Origin of the sequence: Rhizobium sp. NZLR10, from assembly GCF_019685125.1 — a bacterium.
In the GTDB taxonomy this organism is placed as follows: domain Bacteria; phylum Pseudomonadota; class Alphaproteobacteria; order Rhizobiales; family Rhizobiaceae; genus Rhizobium.
Genome location: NZ_JABDWE010000010.1, coordinates 1 through 16,687, shown reverse-complemented (window position 1 = coordinate 16,687; position 16,687 = coordinate 1). Strand labels below are relative to the sequence as shown.

Sequence of the window (16,687 nt, the reverse complement as noted above, 5' to 3'; positions counted from 1 at the left end):
TTCCCGGTATTGCCGATAGAGGAAGAGACCATGCCGGCGGGTGGCGCGCAAGACGCTGGCGATTGCGCGCGCCAACAACAGGGCTTACATCAGCGCAGAGAAAAGGAGTCTGCCATGACCGAAAAAGCCCGTGTCTCGATCCTCTACTGCACTCAGTGCAACTGGCTGCTGCGCGCCGCCTGGATGGCGCAGGAGCTGCTGCACACTTTTTCCGACAGTCTCGGGGAAGTAGCGCTGATCCCCGGCACCGGCGGCAATTTCGAGATCCGCGTCAACGGCGATCTGATCTGGGAGCGCAAGCGCGACGGCGGCTTTCCCGGGCCGAAGGAACTGAAGCAGCGGGTGCGCGATATCATCGAGCCCGGCCGCGATCTCGGTCATGTCGACCGCGCCTTGCTCGAAAGCTAATGGCGGCAACTCAGCGATAGGGCGAGCGGCAGGTCTTGTAGATGCCTTCATAGGTGAGGAAGCGATCCGTTCTTGGATCGTAGGAGCGGTATTCATTGCTGCACCAGGCGACATGGCTGTTCTTGTCAGCCACCTTCGGCTGCAGCCGGCGCACCGGCGGCGGCTCATAGGTCAGCTGCGGCCGGCCAGCCGCACCCGGCTGGTAATAGGTCGGACCCGTCGCGCCGCGCGGGCGGTAATTCGGCTGGACATAGGCGGGTCGATGCCATTGCTGCGGCCCGAAACCGAAGCACCCGCGAAAATCGCAGAGCGTCGATCCGGTGTTGAGCGGCCCGATCCCCGGCTTGCCCAGCTTCAGCGAATCAGCGCCCGCCATGGCAGGCGCGAGAACGGCGAGAAGACCGGCGAACACTAGCATGCGGACAACGGGCATGAGGGATTCCTTTCGATATTTCCTTTATATAGGGCGTACCAAGCGAAGCGCTATGCCTGCCCTCCGGCCGCTCCCTCTCATATGACCGACTGTTTTTCGCCAACTGTCAGAAAAACTTCAAAAACCCGGTTGACAGTCAGGAGCCGCCCCCTTACATCGCTCTCCGTCGCCCAGATGGCGGAATTGGTAGACGCGCCAGCTTCAGGTGCTGGTACCCGAAAGGGTGTGGAGGTTCGAGTCCTCTTCTGGGCACCATTCCATTCTTGATCGCTACCGGATCAAGGAGTTAAGCCTATCCAAAATTTACGCATTTGTGCCTGTGGAAACAGGCCAGCAGCAATGCGTTCAAGGCTTGCCTGCTCAATTCCACGGACTTTCAAAATCCATATTAACGCGTATTCCGGTCGCCGATACCCAGCCGCCATTGACTTGTTCATTGCCGAATGGAACATAAAGCGAACAAAATGGAGCCTTGTGATGATCCGATACGCCACATCCGTAGCCAGCGCCCCTGAGCCTTCAAAGGCGCGCGAGGCGCCAGCCGCCAAGCCGGCCATTGAAATGCCTCCGCCCAACCAGGTCGTTGATGTATCCTCGGCCGGTGCGGCGCTTGCTGCCTATCCGCTGCTGGTCGGCTCCGAGTCAGACGAGTTCGGCTCCGACACTTTGCCAAAGATCACAAAGCCACCACGCCGTGCGGCAAAAAATCGGAAGGCTAAAGTAGCCGAAGCAGCCAGCACTCCACTCCAGCTTGATCTAGAGGCCTAACCGTCTCTTCGGGACAAGAATAGCGGCGATTCCGCGAACTCCTCCCATATTCTATATAGCACTTCGGAATCCCGAAATTGGTTGCCGACTTGAAATCATTGGATGTTTCGCCACGGCAACACCTCGCAAAACCCGGCGGATTTCGGAATCCCGAAGCGGGGGAATTTCGGGATTCCGAAGTGAGGTTTTTTTCGTGACGACGTGTGCATCTGTCGACAGTAAGCGGCCGGCGGACCGGTATCCTGCGGGAGCCATCAGCAGAGCTTTCCCTTATCGGGCGGTTCGCAGCATGTGCATCTCATGCGTCAGCGCCGCTTTGGCCGGCGCGTGATGGCGTGGTTGATGGCCTTCACGCGGCCATTTCGACCGTCGTCTTCCTGCTGTCTGGAATAACGGTCAGAACCCCCATGCCGGCCTCTCTGGCGGCGCTCAGAAGCAATTCTCTGAGTCGGTCCATCCCCGCTTGCCCCATGACGGCATCGGCGCAAGCCTTCACCGCCGCCACGTACTCCTCTCCATCCTCAAACGGCCAGTCCACCATCAGAACTTCGGCTGCGTCGTGGAGCGTCCTGACGATCTTGCGCTTGTGCCGGTCGCCGAGAAAGAGAACGAGAGGCGCAAAATCCGCCGATGTGTTCCATTGCATGGCACTTTCTCCCCAAGAGTTAGAATATTAGTAACAATGCAAAAAGCGTGCCGGGGAAGGCGGGAGGCGCTATCGTTGCCCGATAGAGCCGTTTTCTATCGACGGCCTCGGCAATGGATGCGTGACGAGTGCGGCCAAGCGGGGCTGTTTCATTGCTCAACGCATGGCCTGCCGAAAGCGCGGCCGCCTCGTCCGACACCCCCGCAAGCCTCGCACAAGAACGAAATCGGATACCGGGACCAGGATGGGCATACGGCCGTGCCGCCTGTGAGCGCCCCGCATGCCGGATTGCCTCGCCGGGCAGGCCGGAAACCATAATTGTTTCTAAACACTCTGGAGTTCGCTCGGGATGAAAGTCGTAATTCTCGCCGGTGGTCTGGGTTCGCGCCTCGCCGAAGAGACCAGCGTCCGGCCTAAGCCCCTGGTCGAGATCGGCGGCATGCCGATCCTCTGGCACATCATGAACATCTATGCCCATCACGGGCTCGATGATTTCATCATCTGCGCCGGCTACAAGGGCTATATGATCAAGGAATATTTCGTAAACCTTGTTCTGCACCACAGCGACATCACCGTCGACCTCGGCGCCAACAGTATCAACTATCACGGCGGTAAACGACCGAACTGGCGCGTGACCGTGGTCGATACCGGCATGCATTCGATGACCGGCGGCCGTCTCGGGCGCATTCGCGACCATCTGACACCAGGCGAACCCTTCTGCATGACTTATGGCGACGGTGTCGGCGACATCGACATCGCCGCCGAAGTCGCCTTCCATCGCGATCACGGCCTGAAGGCGACGATGTGCGCGGTAACCCCGCCCGGACGCTACGGCGCCACGAATATCGAAGGCCAGTTCATCACCTCCTTCGTCGAGAAACCTCGAGGCGACGGCCAGCGTATCAATGGCGGCTTCTTCGTGCTCGACCCTTCGGTGGTCGATCTCATCCCAAGCGACGACACGATTTGGGAAGCCGGACCGCTGGAATGGCTTGCCGCCAACAACCAGCTTGCCGCCTTCAAGCATGACGGCTTCTGGCAGCCGATGGATACGCTTCGCGAGCGCACCCATCTGGAAGAACTCTGGAATTCCGGGAAGGCGCCGTGGAAGCAATGGGCCTGACCGATTTCTGGAAAGGGCGGCGGGTTTTCCTCACCGGCCATACCGGCTTCAAGGGTTCCTGGCTTTCCCTGTGGCTGGAACGGCTCGGCGCTGAGGTGAGCGCGGTTTCCCTGGCGCCTGAGACCGAACCGTCACTCTATCGGAAACTCGCTCCCTGGGACGATCGCGGCCATCACATCGTCGATATCCGCGACGCCGAGGCGCTTCTTTCTCTCTCCAGGCGTTTCGAGCCGGAGATCGTCATCCATATGGCGGCGCAGGCGCTGGTGCGGCGTTCCTATGAGAACCCGGCCGAGACCTTCTCGACCAATGTCATGGGAACGGCAAATGTTCTCGACGCAGTCAGGCAGACGCCCTCCGTCAAAACAGTGCTGGTCATCACCTCGGACAAGGTCTACGCCAATAATGGCAGCGGCATCCCCTTCGTCGAGACCGATACGCTCGGAGGCAAGGATCCTTACAGCAATTCCAAAGCCTGTACCGAACTCATCTGCCAGAGCTACCGCGACAGTTTTTTCAATGGCCGAGATCTCAGGCTCGCCACGGTGCGCGCCGGTAATGTCATCGGCGGCGGCGACTGGTCCAGGGATCGGCTGATCCCGGATTTCATCCGCGCCTTCGAAAGCAACCAGCCGATCATGCTGCGTTATCCCGCGGCGATCCGCCCCTGGCAGCACGTACTGGAGCCGCTTGGCGGTTATCTCGGCTTCGCGAAAGCGCTGACCGAGGAACGCGTCAAGGATCTGCCGAATGCGTTGAATTTCGGCCCGCATCCCGAAAGCTTCGCCACTGTTTCCGAACTTGCCGAGGCGCTCGGGCGTGCGCATCGCGTCGAAGACGTGTGGCGGCTGGCGCCGGGGGAACATCTGCCCGAAGCGCCGGCGCTGACCCTGAGCTCGGCGCTCGCGCTCGACACCATCGGCTGGCGCCCGCGGCTGAGCCTGCAACAGACCATCGACTGGACTGCCGCCTGGTACAAAGCCAACCGCGAGGGCGAAGACATGCGCGCCTTCTCGCTCGGCCAGATCGCGGCATATGAGGAAGCAGTATCATGACAGCGCACAATTGCCGGTTTTGCGATGCTCCGTTGAAGCATCGTTTCGTCGACCTCGGCTCGACGCCGCTCGCCAATGCCTATCTGACGGAAGAGCAACTCGAGCAGCCGGAGCCATCCTATCCGCTGCGCGCCTTCGTCTGTTCCGAATGCTGGCTGGTGCAGGCCGATGCTTTCGTCCCGCCGGAAGACATCTTCAGCCACTATGCCTACTTCTCCTCCTACAGCGACGGCTGGGTGGAGCATGCCCGCCAGTTTACCATCATGGCCCGCGAACGTTTCGGCCTTACCGCGGCGTCGCAGGTCATCGAAGTGGCGAGCAATGACGGCTATCTTCTCAAACATTTCGTCGAGGCCGGCGTGCCGGTGCTCGGCATCGAGCCGGCTGAGAACGTCGCGGAGGTGGCGCGGCAGATCGGCGTTCCTACGGAAGCGCGCTTCTTCGGCAAGGAAACCGCTGCCGACCTCGTCTCCCGCGGCCTTGCCGCCGACATCGTCATCGGCAACAACGTGCTGGCCCACGTGCCTGATATCAACGACTTCGTCGGCGGGCTCTCTGCCGTTCTGAAGCCGGATGGCGTTGTCAGCGTTGAATTCCCGCATCTGCTGCGGCTGATGGAAAACATCCAGTTCGACACGGTCTACCACGAGCATTTCTACTATCTTTCGCTGCTCGCCGTCGAAAAAGTCTTCGCCGCGCACGGCCTCAATGTATTCGACGTAGAGGAACTGCCGACCCATGGCGGCAGCCTCCGCGTGCTTGCCTGCCGTGCAACATCCACGGTTCACGCAATCGGTCACGGCCTAGCCAAAGTCCGCGCCGCTGAGGCGGCTGCCGGCTTCGACAAGGTCGAGATCTACGAGGCCTTCCAGAACCGCGTCGCGCCGATCAAGGACGGGCTGCTCGCCTTCCTCAACGAGGCCAAGCGCAACGGCAAGACGGTCGCTGCCTATGGCGCTGCAGCCAAGGGCAATACGCTGCTGAATTTCTGCGGTGTCGGCACCGACCTGATCGACTACGTGGTCGATCGTAATCCGCACAAGCAGGGACACTTCCTGCCGGGAAGCAAGTTGCCGATCTATGCGCCTGAGAAGATCGACGAGACGCGGCCGGACTACATTCTCATCCTGCCCTGGAACATCAAGAACGAAGTCGTTGCGGCCAACAGCAGGGTCGGAGCCTGGGGTGGACGCTTTGCCGTCGCCGTGCCGGAACTGACGGTGCTCGGATGAAATTCCTTCCGACGGCGGTTTCGGGCGCCTTTGTCGTGGAAGTCGACGCGCGCTCCGACGACCGGGGAATGTTCGCACGAACCTTCGACGCACAGACCTTCGCGGCGCGGGGTCTGGTGCCCGTCTACCCGCAGTGCAACGTCTCCCAGAACCACATGCGCGGGACGCTGCGCGGCATGCATTACCAGGCCGAGCCGCGGCCGGAGGCGAAGCTGGTGCGCGCCACACGCGGCAGGGTCTTCGACGTGGCACTTGATCTCAGGCCGGATTCGCCGAGCTATCTCAAGTGGGCCTCCGTCGAGCTCGATGCCATCAGTCACAATGCCTTCTACATACCTGTCGGATGCGCGCACGGCTTCCTGACCCTCGAGGACGACTGCGAGCTCTTCTACCAGATGTCGCAAACCTACGTACCGGAACTTGCCCGCGGGGTCCGCTGGGATGATCCCGCCTTTTCCATCGCCTGGCCGTTCATGCCGAGCATCATCAGCGAGCGCGACGCCGCGCTTGAGAGCTACGGCCAGGAGACAAGCCTTTGAGCGGCATCAAACTCAGCATCTGCATCCCGACGTACAATCGCGAGGCCTACCTCAGAAACGCGCTGACCTATTGCCGGAACGACTATAAATTCGATTTTCCCTTCGAGATCGTCATCTGTGACAATGCCTCCACTGATCACACCCAGCAAGTTGTCGAGGAGTTCATCGGGCACGGATTGCCGATCCGCTATTACAAGCGTGAGGTCAATGCGGGCGCTAACGCCAACGTCACGAGCGCTCTTCGCCTCGGCAGGGGGGAATACGTCGTCTATCTCGCCGACGACGACATCCTGATTGCCGATGCGGTGGCCAACACCGTCAAATATCTCGATGAGAACCAGGATGTGACCTGCGCCCATGCGCCCTGGTTCCTCTATGACGAAGTCGCCAAAAACGACATCACCAAGTTCTACAATGTCGAGGAGGATCGGAAGTTTCCGCGCGGCAGCTTCGGCGACGTCTTTCAGTATATCTTCGAACGCCACATCTTTCCGGAAATCGCGATCTACCGCGCGTCGGCCCTGCGGTCGGCCTGGATCCCGCGGGACATCTGCTTCTACCCGTTCCCGTTCCTTGCGCATTTCCTCGATCAAGGCGCGGTCGCCTTCCTGCAGCGGCCGTTCTATCGCTCCATCGCCAATTCGGCGATCGTTCGTGACCGTCCACAGGAAGGCGCCAATGACGTCATGACGAGCTGGGATCGTTATCGCGGCGGACTTGAATATTTCCTCTATACGGGCGCCAGGCGCGGGGCGGTGATCCTGACGCCCGAGTCACGTCTCAAGTATGAAGAGATGTGCAAGATCTTCACGCTCAACCGCATGGCGGTCGCCTTCCGCTTCTGGGCCGCGCGCAAGAATTTCATCAAGGCCTATGAGCTCTATACCCGCATCATGTGGGGCGGGATGCTCGACCACCCGGAAATTCGCCCCTTCCGCGAAGGGCTGCCTCTGATGGTCGCCATCCAGACGCTGGTGAGCGAAGTGAATTCGGCAATCGGCATCGACACGTTGCTTCTCGGCGGCTTCTCGGAAATCACCGCACTCGAAGGCCTGATGCGCGAACTCGGCCTCAATGAAAAGGTGAAGGTTACGGTGGAAATCAGCGACAGCCCACTGGAAAGCACTGCCGTCTTCATCAACGTCGACAGCGACCGGGAATATTTCGTAGCACTCGGCTACCTGCCCAATCTGGTGTTCCACGAGCACGATGTCGCCCGGCACATCATCATGTGAGCCTCGCGCCAGTTTCAAAAGCTAGCGTCGTGGCGGGCGCCCGCGTCTCGATTTCAATTCAACAGAAATTAGCGGCATGACAAACAGGATCTTCTACACCAAGCCTTCCATCACCCAGCTTGAAATCGATTATGCCACGGACGCGGCAGCGACCGGCTGGGGCGCACGCTGCTACGACTACATCAACCGCTTCGAACGCGACTTCAAGACCCATCTCGGTAGCGACTTCGCCATCGCTACATCGAGCTGCACCGGCGCCATGCACATGGGCCTGGCCGCGCTCGGTGTCGGCGAAGGCGACGAAGTGATCCTCGCTGACACCAACTGGGTCGCCACCGTCTCGCCGATCGTCCACCTCGGCGCCAAGCCGGTTTTCGTCGACGTGCTGCCGGACTCCTGGTGCATCGATCCAGACGAGGTCGAGCGGCACATCACCTCGAAGACCAAGGCGATCATCGCAACCCACATCTACGGCAATCTTTGCGACATGGATGCGCTGCTCGAGATCGGCAAGCGCACCGGCATCCCAGTGATCGAGGATGCGGCGGAAGCGATCGGCTCCGTTTGGAACGGCCGCCGCGCCGGCTCGATGGGCGCCTTCGGCACCTTCTCCTTCCACGGCACGAAAACGTTGACGACGGGCGAAGGCGGCATGTTCGTCACCAACGACGCCGCGCTTTACGAACGGGTGCTGACGCTCAGCAACCACGGCCGCGCGCGCGGCCAGACCAAGCAGTTCTGGCCCGACGAAATCGGCTTCAAATACAAAATGTCCAACATCCAGGCGGCCATCGGCTGCGCACAGCTCGAGCGCATCGAAGAACTCGTCGCCCGCAAGCGGGAAATCCTCGCCGCTTACATGGTCCGGCTTTCCGCCCTGCCGGGCATCTCGATGAACCCGGAATATAGCGGCACGATTAACGGCGCGTGGATGCCGACCGCGGTCTTTCATCGGTCGACGGGTATTGTCCGCGAGATGATGCAGCAGGCCTTCGAGACCGCCAATATCGACGCGCGCGTCTTCTTCCATCCCCTCTCCAGCCTCTCCATGTTCGATGACCGGCCCGAGAACGTCAACGCCTGGAGCATTCCGGGCCGCGCGATCAACCTGCCCAGCTATCACGACATGAGCGAAGCCGATATCGACCGGGTGGCGGCAACGCTGCTCGATGTGGCGGCCGGGCGGATCTACCATAACAGCACGGCATTGCGGCAGTCGGTCTAAGGCAGCCCTACAGCGAAGGACAAAGAACAGTCATGACCACGAAGGACGATCGTCTCGAATTCGAAGCCCACAGGCGGGAGATGTCGCTTGCGCTCGGCAAGGACGAGGCAAGTTTCCAACAGTCGCTGAACACGCTGATCGGGCTCGACAAGTTCGACTACTTCTATCTCTGGTCATGGATGGGCGTGCCGATCATCCAGCTTCCGGTCGATATCCTGGCGACACAGGAAGTCATCTGGGCGACCAAACCCGATGTCATCATCGAAACGGGCATCGCGCGCGGCGGCTCGCTGATCTTCATGGCGTCGATCCTCGCCGCCACGGGCAATGACAAGGCCAAAGTTGTCGGGGTCGACATCGACATCCGCGCCCATAATCGCGAGTCGATCGAATCCCATCCGATGTCGAGCCGGATCAAGATGATCCAGGGCGGTTCCGTCGACGACGACGTGCTTGCCGCCGTGAAGGCCGAGATCCCGCCGGGCGCCCGCGTCATGGTTGTGCTCGACAGCGACCATTCCTACGAGCATGTTCTGGCGGAATGCCGAGCCTACGGTCCGCTGGTGACGGAAGGCTGCTACCTCGTCGTCGCCGACACGCTCATCGGCCACTTGACCGAGGAGCAGGCCTTCACGAAGCGCTCCCAGATTTGGCTGCGCGGCAATGAGCCGCTGAAGGCAGTCACCGATTATCTGGCGGAAACCGACCGCTTCGAAGTCGATCCGGTCCTGAACGGCAAGCTCGTGCTGTCTTCGTCGCCGGGCGGCTACTGCATCTGCCGCAAGGCGTGAGCGGACAATCAGGGATAGCCGTTCATGGCGCAAGTGGATATCGTCAACCTCAAGGACAATGCGGATCCGGCACGACGGCTCCGACTTCCGATCAGGGACGATAGCGGCAGGCATGTGGGCGACCTGCAATGCATCGACAGATCGATACTCGACGAGCCTGGCCTGATCGACGACCTGACGACGTGGCGCAACCAGTCGATGCCGTTTTTCCTCACCCAGTTTAGCGCCAGCAAGGAACGTACGCGGCGGTGGCTCGAAAGCATCTCGCTGCCCGCCCATGACCGAATCCTATTCGTCATTTGCGATCCCGGCGGAAACCGGTTGGGCAATTTCGGCGTCTGCAACATCCGGCCCGGCTCGGCCGAATTCGACAATGTCATCCGCGGCCGGGCGAGCGATATCCGCAATTTGATGTTCCATTGCGGCATGACAATGCTGGAGTGGACGTTCGCCGGGCTTGGGGCCGAAACGGCCGAGTTGCACGTCTTCTCCCACAATGAAAAAGCGATCGGCCTCTACAAACGGCTGGGCTTTTCGGCAGCCGAAAGCCTGCCGCTGCGGCGCATCGAGGAAGAGGACATGGTCAAATATTCGGTCGTTGATCGACCAGAAGCAAATGCCGGCTTCGACTATCTGAGGATGGAATTTCCGATCGAACGTTTCCGACAGGCGCATTCAGCGGCTTTGCTGACCGGCTGAAGCGCCTGGAGCCTTTCCTGGTCAGATTGAAGCACTCTGCCGGAGCAGGCTTTCGTCAGGGCAGAGGCGATTGGCGATGGGCATACCCCAGGTACATCCGAGCCGATCGCCTCTGATCCTGGCGGAAAGATGTCCGGCCCACCGGCCGCACCGCTTCGCTATGGCAAAGCGATAAGTGCGTCCGGCGATTTCCAAGTCTTGCAGATTTGCCAGGCAAATCTGCGGGAGGGTTGGCTGAAACGGGCCGCCTGCTCGACCGGCCGGCTTGGCCGTAGAGCTAGGCTACGACGCGCGCCGGCCGGTCGAGCATCCGACTCCGTTTGAGCCAACAGAATGCTTCAATCTGACCAGGAAAGGCTCTATCGCACCGGCTGATAGTGGCCGCGCAGCGGAACCTTGTCGTCCATCGAGATGAAGCCGTCGCGTTCGCAGACATACATCAGCGTCGGCATGCCGCCCGAGCGGAAGATTTCGTCGTAACGGCGGCGGATCTGGACGGTTTCGGTGCGGCAATTATAGGATTCTTCCTCCTTCTTGTCCGGCTGCGCCTTGACGCCGGGCAGACCCTTGTAGGGATAGAGAGGCTGAACGCTGGAATCGGCCGATTTCGTCCAGTCGACGGCAGAGGCGGACGCGGGCGCGAGGCCGGACACGGCAACGAGCGACATCAGAAGCATCATCATGAGCCGCATGGGAATTCTCCTGCCGGCAATAGGGCACTCACAGGATGTAGGAAAACCGGAGACCGTCATCAAGCGGCGGTCGCGGGCGATTTCCTGAAATAACTTCTGATAACGGGATGGCCGAAGAGGCCGGCAAGGATCGCAAAGGCCGCGCCGGCGACGAAACCGGCGAGAAGACCGCCGATGACGCCGGCGACCAGCAGGATCTTCTTTCCCGGGCCATCGGCCTTGACCGGCGGCTCGGCCGGCGAGATGACGCGAATGTTGCTCTGGTTGAGGTTCTGCTCCTCGTTCGTCTGGCTGGAGCGCTTCAGCACCGTCTCGTAGATATCGCGGGCCGCCGTCGCCTTGCGCTGCAATTCGTTCAATTCCACCTGCTTGTCCGAGGTGCTCGCCTGCAGCGCCTTCTGCACGGCAAGTTCTTTGGCGATGCTGTCCTCGGCGGCCTTGGCCTGCTCGTACTCGCCCCTGGCGGACGTGGCGAGACGCTGCAATTCGCCCTTGATTTCACCGGCAATGCTTTGCAGGGAGGAGCGGGCCGCCTGCAGGCGCGGATGGCGCGTGCCCATCTGGCTTTCGAGGCTGCCGACGGCGGCGGCCTGGGTGGCATATTGCTGGCGCAGGCTGACCAGCGGCGAGGTGACGCCACCCTCCGCCTGGTTGCCGGCGACGATGTCCTCGACGCGGAGATTGGCGACGGCATCGGCGCGGGCCTTCGCCTGAATGGTCTTTTCCTGTGCCGTCACCAGCAGCGTGTTCAGCGAGACGAGCCGCTGATCGGAGATCAGATTGCCTTCGGTGGCGACCATGTCGTTGTCGGCGCGGAAGGTTTCGACAGCCTGCTCGGCCTCCAGTACCTTCTGGCGCAGATCGTCGAGGCGTCCGTCGAGCGTCGAGGAGGTGTTTTCGTAGATGCCGTTCGAGGCGCTGTTCTCCTCCTCGGTGAAGGAGGTGACGACTTGGTTGGCGAGCCTTGCGGATTTCTCGGGATCATTGGTCGTCGCGGCAAGCGAAACGACATAGGTGCTGGCCTGACGGGTGATGACCAATGCCTTCTGCAGGGCGCCGATCACGGCGGCGCCGTCGGTGCGGCCACCGGTGAATTCCGGATCCTGGTCAAGCTTCATGGTCTCGACGACGCGGCGCAGCACATTGCCCGAGGTCAGGATCTGCACCTGGCTGTCGATCAACGTCGAGATCATTTCCGGCGAAGGCCCCGACGATTGCCCGCCTGCATCGGCAAGGCCGATCTGGCGCGGATCGAAATAGAGGCTGCTGATGGCGGTGAATTTCTGCCCGATGGACGGCGCCACCGCCCCGCCGGCAACGGCGCCGAGCAGCGCCAGACCAAGCACGACCAGCCGTCGGCTCCAGATCGCCGCAACGCTGGAGCGGAGATCGAGAAGCGGTGCGGCAGGCGCGGGCGCTGCGTTCGACCGCGCGTCCACGGTCGGTTGTTTCAAAGGTGTGGTCGGAGGCGAAGGCGCCGGGCGCTCGGACCGGCGGGGTTCCACGACACTTGCCGGTGGCGGCACAAAGGCAGGAGCGGCGGGTTCGGGCACCGGCGGCACGAAATCGTCCGGACGGACGACGGGGCTGCGCATGCGCACGCCTTCCGGCGCAGTCTGAGTTGACTCATAACTGCGCCAGCCAGGGAGCCGGCTTACCCTGTTCCTGTCATACTGGTCCATACGCGCACTCGTGTCCCGCCCAGCGTGAAAGACTGAAGCCGAGGTGCTGAGACTTTAGAAATTCTTAGCTAACGGACCGTTAAAATAATTTCTGCAACGCCGATGTTGCGATTTGCCGCGATTGCGAGGATAGCCATGAGGACCAGACGACATCTGACGGCGCTGCTGCTTGCGGCCGCTCTCGTCCCGTCGCTGGCCCTTGCCGCCGACGCGCCCTGTTTTCGCGGCGTCAATCTTTCCGGCGGCGAATATGGCGAGCGCGGCGGCGCCTTCGGCATCAACTATACCTATCCCAGTGAAGACACGATCGGCTATTTCGCAGAAAGAGGCATGACGATCATCCGGCTGCCCTTCCGCTGGGAGCGGCTGCAGCCGGCGCTCGGCGGGCGGCTCGACGAGGACGAGTTCGAGCGGATCAAGGATACCGTCGGGCTGATCCGCAAGCACGGCATGACCGTGCTGCTCGACCCGCATAATTTCGGCTATTACGATAAGACGCAGATCGGCACGGTGCCGGCGACGGATGCAGCCTTCGGTGATTTCTGGGCAAGGCTCGCGGTCGAATTCGCCAATCAGGACGGCGTGCTCTTCGGCCTGATGAACGAACCGCACGACATCAAGGCGACGGACTGGCTCGATGCCGCCAATGCGGCGATCCGCAGCATCCGCGCCGTCGGCGCCCGCAACCTCATCCTGGTGCCGGGCACCGCCTGGAGCGGCGCGGCAAGCTGGGAAAAGGACGTGATCGGCGGCGCCAACGGCACGGTGATGCTCGGCGTGCGCGATCCGCTCGACTTCTACGCCTATGAGGTCCACCAGTATCTCGACGCCGATTCCTCCGGAACCCACCCGACCTGCGAAGGCTCAGGCGCCGCCGTCGAGGCGATCACCGGCGTCACCGCCTGGCTGAAGAAGAACCACAAGCGCGGCTTTCTCGGCGAATTCGGCGCCTCCGCCGACAAGGACTGCATGAGCGGGCTAACCGAGATCTATTCCACCATGTCTGATAATGGCGACGCCTGGCTTGGCTGGTCCTATTGGGCGGCGGGCGAATGGTGGCCGGCCGACGAACCGTTCAACGTTCAGCCGCGAAAGGGCACCGAGCGGCCGCAGATGCGGCTTCTCGCCGCCTCGGCAAAAGCCAAAGCCGGCGCCTGCGTCACCGTCAAGCCGGCGGGGAATTGACATGGCGATCCTCGACCAGAAGGCAGCGAGTTTCACCATAGCCGGCAACCGGCTCAATGCCGCCGGTCAAGCGTCGCGCATCGACTACCCGGTGCTCTGGCTCGGCCTGCTGTCGGTGCTCTACAACGGCATTCTCGCCTTCATCAACCACAACATCATGCCGCTCTCGATAACGCATGTCGCCGCCAGCGAGGGGCTGATCATGGCGAGCGCCATCCTCTACATTCTGCACAAGGGGATCTACGAGACGGACCTCCCGGCCTTCCTGTTCCTGCTGTTCACGCTTGTCGTGACGATCTACGTCAGCGTGCTGAACCGCATGCTGTTCGTCGATCATTTCCGCAACGTGCTGATCATCTTCTGCTTTACCGGCCTCGGCGGCTGGAGCAACGAGAAAACCATGAAGCTCGCCTTTCGCTGGGCGAGCCTTGCCGTGATGATCTTCCTGATCTTCGAGATCGTCAGCGTGCCGTTCTACGTCAGCATCGTCCATCCGTCCGATTATTTCGCCAATACGCGCGGGCTGCTGCCGTTGAGCTACAACACGACAGGCCTGTTCCAGAACGCGCTCGGCTTTCCCGAGCGTTTCTCCTTCGGCATTATCGACCACCGCTCGTCGTCGATCTTCCTCGAACAGGTGTCGCTCGCCAATTTCTGCGGCGTGATCGCGATCTATCTGATTTCCATGTGGGAAAGGCTTAGTCGCTGGGACCGGTTGCTCATGATCGGCACGGCGGTGCTGATCCTGGTGACGAACGATACGCGCACGATGCTAATCTTCTGCCTTGCCTGCATCGGCGGCTATTTCGTCTTTCCGAAGATCCCGAAGAATTTCAATCTGGCGCTGATGCCGCTGATCGTCGCCGCTGGTTTCCTCGTCTACACTCTGAAACCCAATGCGACCGGCGACAATTTCACCGGCCGCATCAACCTGACGATGAAGAAGGTCATGGATCTCGATCCTCTCGCCATCCTCGGGCTTTCGGTCGACCGGGTCGCCGAATTTGCCGACAGTGGCTATGTTTATCTGATCTACGCGGCGACGATCTTCGGCGTCATCGCCTTCTGGCTGTTTGTTTGCCTTTTTCCGGCGGGACGCACGGCGGCGCAGCGGCGTTGCGCCCATTCACTTTCTCTTTTCATTTTTCTGAATATGATGATCGGGGGGACCGCTGTTTTCTCGATGAAGATCGCCGGTCTCCTGTGGTTCGTCGTCGGATATATGCGCTTCCACGACAGCCCGCGCATCCGGCAGGATCGTGCGGCAGATGTAATGAGTTGACCGTAGCGGCACGGCGCCCGCGCGAGCCCGAGGAGCAAGACGCTCGATGCTTGTCCAGCTTCAATATCTGCGCGCCATCGCTGCGCTGATGGTCGTCTATTTCCACGCGATACTGCAGCTTGCCAAGGTCAACCCCGCCGTCGACGCCACCGCCTTCGTCTATGGCGAGACCGGCGTCGACATCTTCTTCGTGCTCAGCGGTTTGGTAATGTGGCTAACAACGAGTGGGCGGGCGATGAGCCCCATCGATTTTGCCCGCCGGCGGATCAAACGCATCGTGCCGCTCTATTGGCTGGCAACGCTGTTTTCGGCCGTCGTGGCGCTGGCGGCCCCGTCATTGCTGAAATCGACAGTGTTCGACCTGCCGCATCTCATCGCCTCGCTGTTCTTTCTGCCATGGGCCAATGCCGCCGATCCGAGCACGATCGCCCCCGTCGTCGTGCCGGGCTGGACGCTGAATTACGAGATGTTCTTCTACCTCGTGTTTGCGCTGCTGCTGGCACTCCCGGAAGTCCGCCGGATTCCAGCGATGTTGGCCGTCTTTGCCATGATCCTGATCGGCTGTCGGCTGCTGCCTGAGATGACGGCCAGCCGGTTCTACGGCGAGCCGATCATCCTGGAGTTTCTCGCCGGCGTCGTGCTCGGCTGGCTCTACCGGCAAAAGGTGCTTCTGCCGAACCGCTGGGCATGGGCGGCACTGGCCCTGGGGTTCGCATTTCTCTTCATCAACGAGGCGCTGATGGGGCCGGAAAGCCGGTTCTACGCCTGGGGCATTCCGGCGATCTTCATCGTCTACGGCGCGGTCTCCATCGACTTTTCCAGGCTGCCTTTTATCGGCTGGCTGAACTATCTCGGCGACTGCTCCTACAGCATCTATATCACCCACGCCTTCACGTTGGCTTTCCTCAGGGTCGCCGCCGACCGCCTGCCGATCGGCATCCTGAAGCAGCCGGTCCTCTTCGTGATCCTGTCGCTGGTGCTCTCGTCGATCGGCGGCGCACTCATCCACGAAATCACCACGCCCCGCCGCAAGGTCGCCGTGGCAGGCCGCCCGCCGGCCTAAGATTCAGCGCTCGAAGGCGAGAATACGCATCCCGGCGGCGCTGGCGGCACAGTTTTTCGCGCAACTTCTCCTAAGCTATGCCCAACGTGAGAGAACTTGCAGAAACATGACGGTTCATCTTGCAATTTGTCGCATGAATGAAAGTGCGCCGGCCTGTTCGCCGCCGGGGCTTTGATCTAAGCACGGCGGCGGTCTTGAAGAGGGAAGAGCGAGAGACATGAGAAGCTATGTATTGACGGTATCCTGCAAGTCGACGCGCGGCATCGTGGCGGCGATTTCGAGTTATCTGGCCGACAAGGGCTGCAACATCATCGACAGCTCGCAGTTCGACGATCTCGATACCGGCAAGTTCTTCATGCGCGTCTCGTTCATCTCGGAAGAGGGTCTTTCGGGCACCGAGATCGGCGCCGATTTTCCACCGGTCGCCGCCCCCTTTTCGATGGATTACGAGTTTCACGACAGCGAGAAGCGCATGAAGGTGCTGCTGATGGTGTCGCGCTTTGGCCATTGTCTCAACGACCTGCTCTACCGCTGGAAGATCGGCGCGCTGCCGATCGACATCGTCGGCGTCGTCTCCAACCATTTCGACTACCAGAAGGTCGTGGTCAACCACGACATTCCCTTCCACC

Annotated in this window: 19 protein-coding genes and 1 tRNA gene; 15 read left to right on the top strand and 5 right to left on the bottom strand. The window is 61.1% G+C overall.

The window, feature by feature from the left end:
• Positions 1-114 precede the first annotated feature (114 nt).
• The gene (locus HJB82_RS16215) at positions 115-408 is read left to right on the top strand and encodes a SelT/SelW/SelH family protein (RefSeq protein ID WP_207582520.1); all 294 of its coding nucleotides are present in this window, start codon (positions 115-117) and stop codon (positions 406-408) included.
• A gap of 10 nt (positions 409-418) precedes the next feature.
• Here the strand turns inward: HJB82_RS16215 and HJB82_RS16210 are convergent, their stop codons facing one another.
• Positions 419-841 (bottom strand): BA14K family protein, encoded by a 423-nt coding sequence (locus HJB82_RS16210; protein ID WP_207582519.1) that lies wholly within the window; start codon positions 839-841, stop codon positions 419-421.
• A gap of 168 nt (positions 842-1,009) precedes the next feature.
• On the opposite strand from HJB82_RS16210, the gene HJB82_RS16205 reads away from it, so the two are divergent.
• Positions 1,010-1,096 (top strand) — tRNA-Leu (locus HJB82_RS16205).
• 23 nt (positions 1,097-1,119) lie between these two features.
• Here HJB82_RS16205 and HJB82_RS16200 read toward each other — a convergent pair.
• Complete coding sequence (locus HJB82_RS16200) at positions 1,120-1,398, bottom strand: hypothetical protein (RefSeq protein WP_221140665.1); 279 nt, start codon at positions 1,396-1,398, stop codon at positions 1,120-1,122.
• On the opposite strand from HJB82_RS16200, the gene HJB82_RS31905 reads away from it, so the two are divergent.
• The gene (locus HJB82_RS31905; protein WP_221116650.1) at positions 1,319-1,609 is read left to right on the top strand and encodes a poly(hydroxyalkanoate) granule-associated protein; all 291 of its coding nucleotides are present in this window, start codon (positions 1,319-1,321) and stop codon (positions 1,607-1,609) included. The two genes, HJB82_RS16200 and HJB82_RS31905, sit on opposite strands and share 80 nt — an antisense overlap.
• 349 nt (positions 1,610-1,958) lie before the next feature.
• Here the strand turns inward: HJB82_RS31905 and HJB82_RS16195 are convergent, their stop codons facing one another.
• Positions 1,959-2,255 carry a DUF982 domain-containing protein gene (locus HJB82_RS16195; protein ID WP_221116649.1) on the bottom strand — a complete coding sequence of 99 codons (297 nt, stop codon included), beginning with the start codon at positions 2,253-2,255 and terminating at the stop codon, positions 1,959-1,961.
• Between the two features lie 349 nt (positions 2,256-2,604).
• On the opposite strand from HJB82_RS16195, the gene rfbF reads away from it, so the two are divergent.
• From rfbF to HJB82_RS16155, 8 genes are all read left to right on the top strand, one after another.
• A complete protein-coding gene (gene rfbF / locus HJB82_RS16190) occupies positions 2,605-3,378 on the top strand; it encodes a glucose-1-phosphate cytidylyltransferase (RefSeq protein ID WP_207582516.1) in 774 nt (257 codons plus the stop codon).
• On the top strand, positions 3,369-4,433 hold the full coding sequence (rfbG, locus tag HJB82_RS16185; protein WP_207584235.1) for a CDP-glucose 4,6-dehydratase: 1,065 nt from the start codon (positions 3,369-3,371) through the stop codon (positions 4,431-4,433). Before rfbF ends, rfbG begins: the two co-directional genes overlap by 10 nt.
• Entirely contained in the window at positions 4,430-5,665 is a 1,236-nt protein-coding gene (locus tag HJB82_RS16180) for a class I SAM-dependent methyltransferase (protein WP_221132351.1), read from the top strand. Before rfbG ends, HJB82_RS16180 begins: the two co-directional genes overlap by 4 nt.
• Complete coding sequence (gene rfbC, locus HJB82_RS16175; protein WP_207582514.1) at positions 5,662-6,204, top strand: dTDP-4-dehydrorhamnose 3,5-epimerase; 543 nt, start codon at positions 5,662-5,664, stop codon at positions 6,202-6,204. Before HJB82_RS16180 ends, rfbC begins: the two co-directional genes overlap by 4 nt.
• Positions 6,201-7,439, top strand: a complete 1,239-nt coding sequence (locus HJB82_RS16170; protein ID WP_207582513.1) for a glycosyltransferase family A protein — start codon at positions 6,201-6,203, stop codon at positions 7,437-7,439. The genes rfbC and HJB82_RS16170 overlap by 4 nt, the downstream gene beginning before the upstream one ends.
• Positions 7,440-7,515: 76 nt before the next feature.
• Complete coding sequence (locus tag HJB82_RS16165; RefSeq protein ID WP_207582512.1) at positions 7,516-8,664, top strand: DegT/DnrJ/EryC1/StrS family aminotransferase; 1,149 nt, start codon at positions 7,516-7,518, stop codon at positions 8,662-8,664.
• 32 nt (positions 8,665-8,696) lie between these two features.
• On the top strand, positions 8,697-9,455 hold the full coding sequence (locus tag HJB82_RS16160; protein ID WP_207582511.1) for a cephalosporin hydroxylase family protein: 759 nt from the start codon (positions 8,697-8,699) through the stop codon (positions 9,453-9,455).
• Between the two features lie 24 nt (positions 9,456-9,479).
• Positions 9,480-10,154, top strand: a complete 675-nt coding sequence (locus HJB82_RS16155) for a GNAT family N-acetyltransferase (RefSeq protein WP_221140663.1) — start codon at positions 9,480-9,482, stop codon at positions 10,152-10,154.
• Positions 10,155-10,513: 359 nt separating this feature from the next.
• Here HJB82_RS16155 and HJB82_RS16150 read toward each other — a convergent pair whose 3' ends face one another.
• Together HJB82_RS16150 and HJB82_RS16145 are read right to left on the bottom strand one after the other, a co-directional pair.
• Positions 10,514-10,846: a hypothetical protein gene (locus HJB82_RS16150; RefSeq protein WP_207582509.1), complete on the bottom strand. Its 333-nt coding sequence runs from the start codon at positions 10,844-10,846 to the stop codon at positions 10,514-10,516.
• Positions 10,847-10,905: 59 nt separating this feature from the next.
• Positions 10,906-12,528 (bottom strand): GumC family protein, encoded by a 1,623-nt coding sequence (locus tag HJB82_RS16145; RefSeq protein WP_207582508.1) that lies wholly within the window; start codon positions 12,526-12,528, stop codon positions 10,906-10,908.
• A gap of 135 nt (positions 12,529-12,663) precedes the next feature.
• Between HJB82_RS16145 and HJB82_RS16140 the strand changes: the two genes are divergently transcribed.
• From HJB82_RS16140 to HJB82_RS16125, 4 genes are all read left to right on the top strand, one after another.
• Complete coding sequence (locus HJB82_RS16140) at positions 12,664-13,713, top strand: glycoside hydrolase family 5 protein (protein WP_207582507.1); 1,050 nt, start codon at positions 12,664-12,666, stop codon at positions 13,711-13,713.
• A 1-nt stretch (position 13,714) separates the two neighbouring features.
• Positions 13,715-14,995: a hypothetical protein gene (locus HJB82_RS16135; RefSeq protein ID WP_207582506.1), complete on the top strand. Its 1,281-nt coding sequence runs from the start codon at positions 13,715-13,717 to the stop codon at positions 14,993-14,995.
• A gap of 46 nt (positions 14,996-15,041) precedes the next feature.
• Positions 15,042-16,058 (top strand): acyltransferase, encoded by a 1,017-nt coding sequence (locus tag HJB82_RS16130; protein WP_207582505.1) that lies wholly within the window; start codon positions 15,042-15,044, stop codon positions 16,056-16,058.
• A 217-nt stretch (positions 16,059-16,275) separates the two neighbouring features.
• On the top strand, positions 16,276-16,687 hold a 412-nt coding region (locus HJB82_RS16125; protein WP_221140661.1), incomplete at its 3' end, for an ACT domain-containing protein.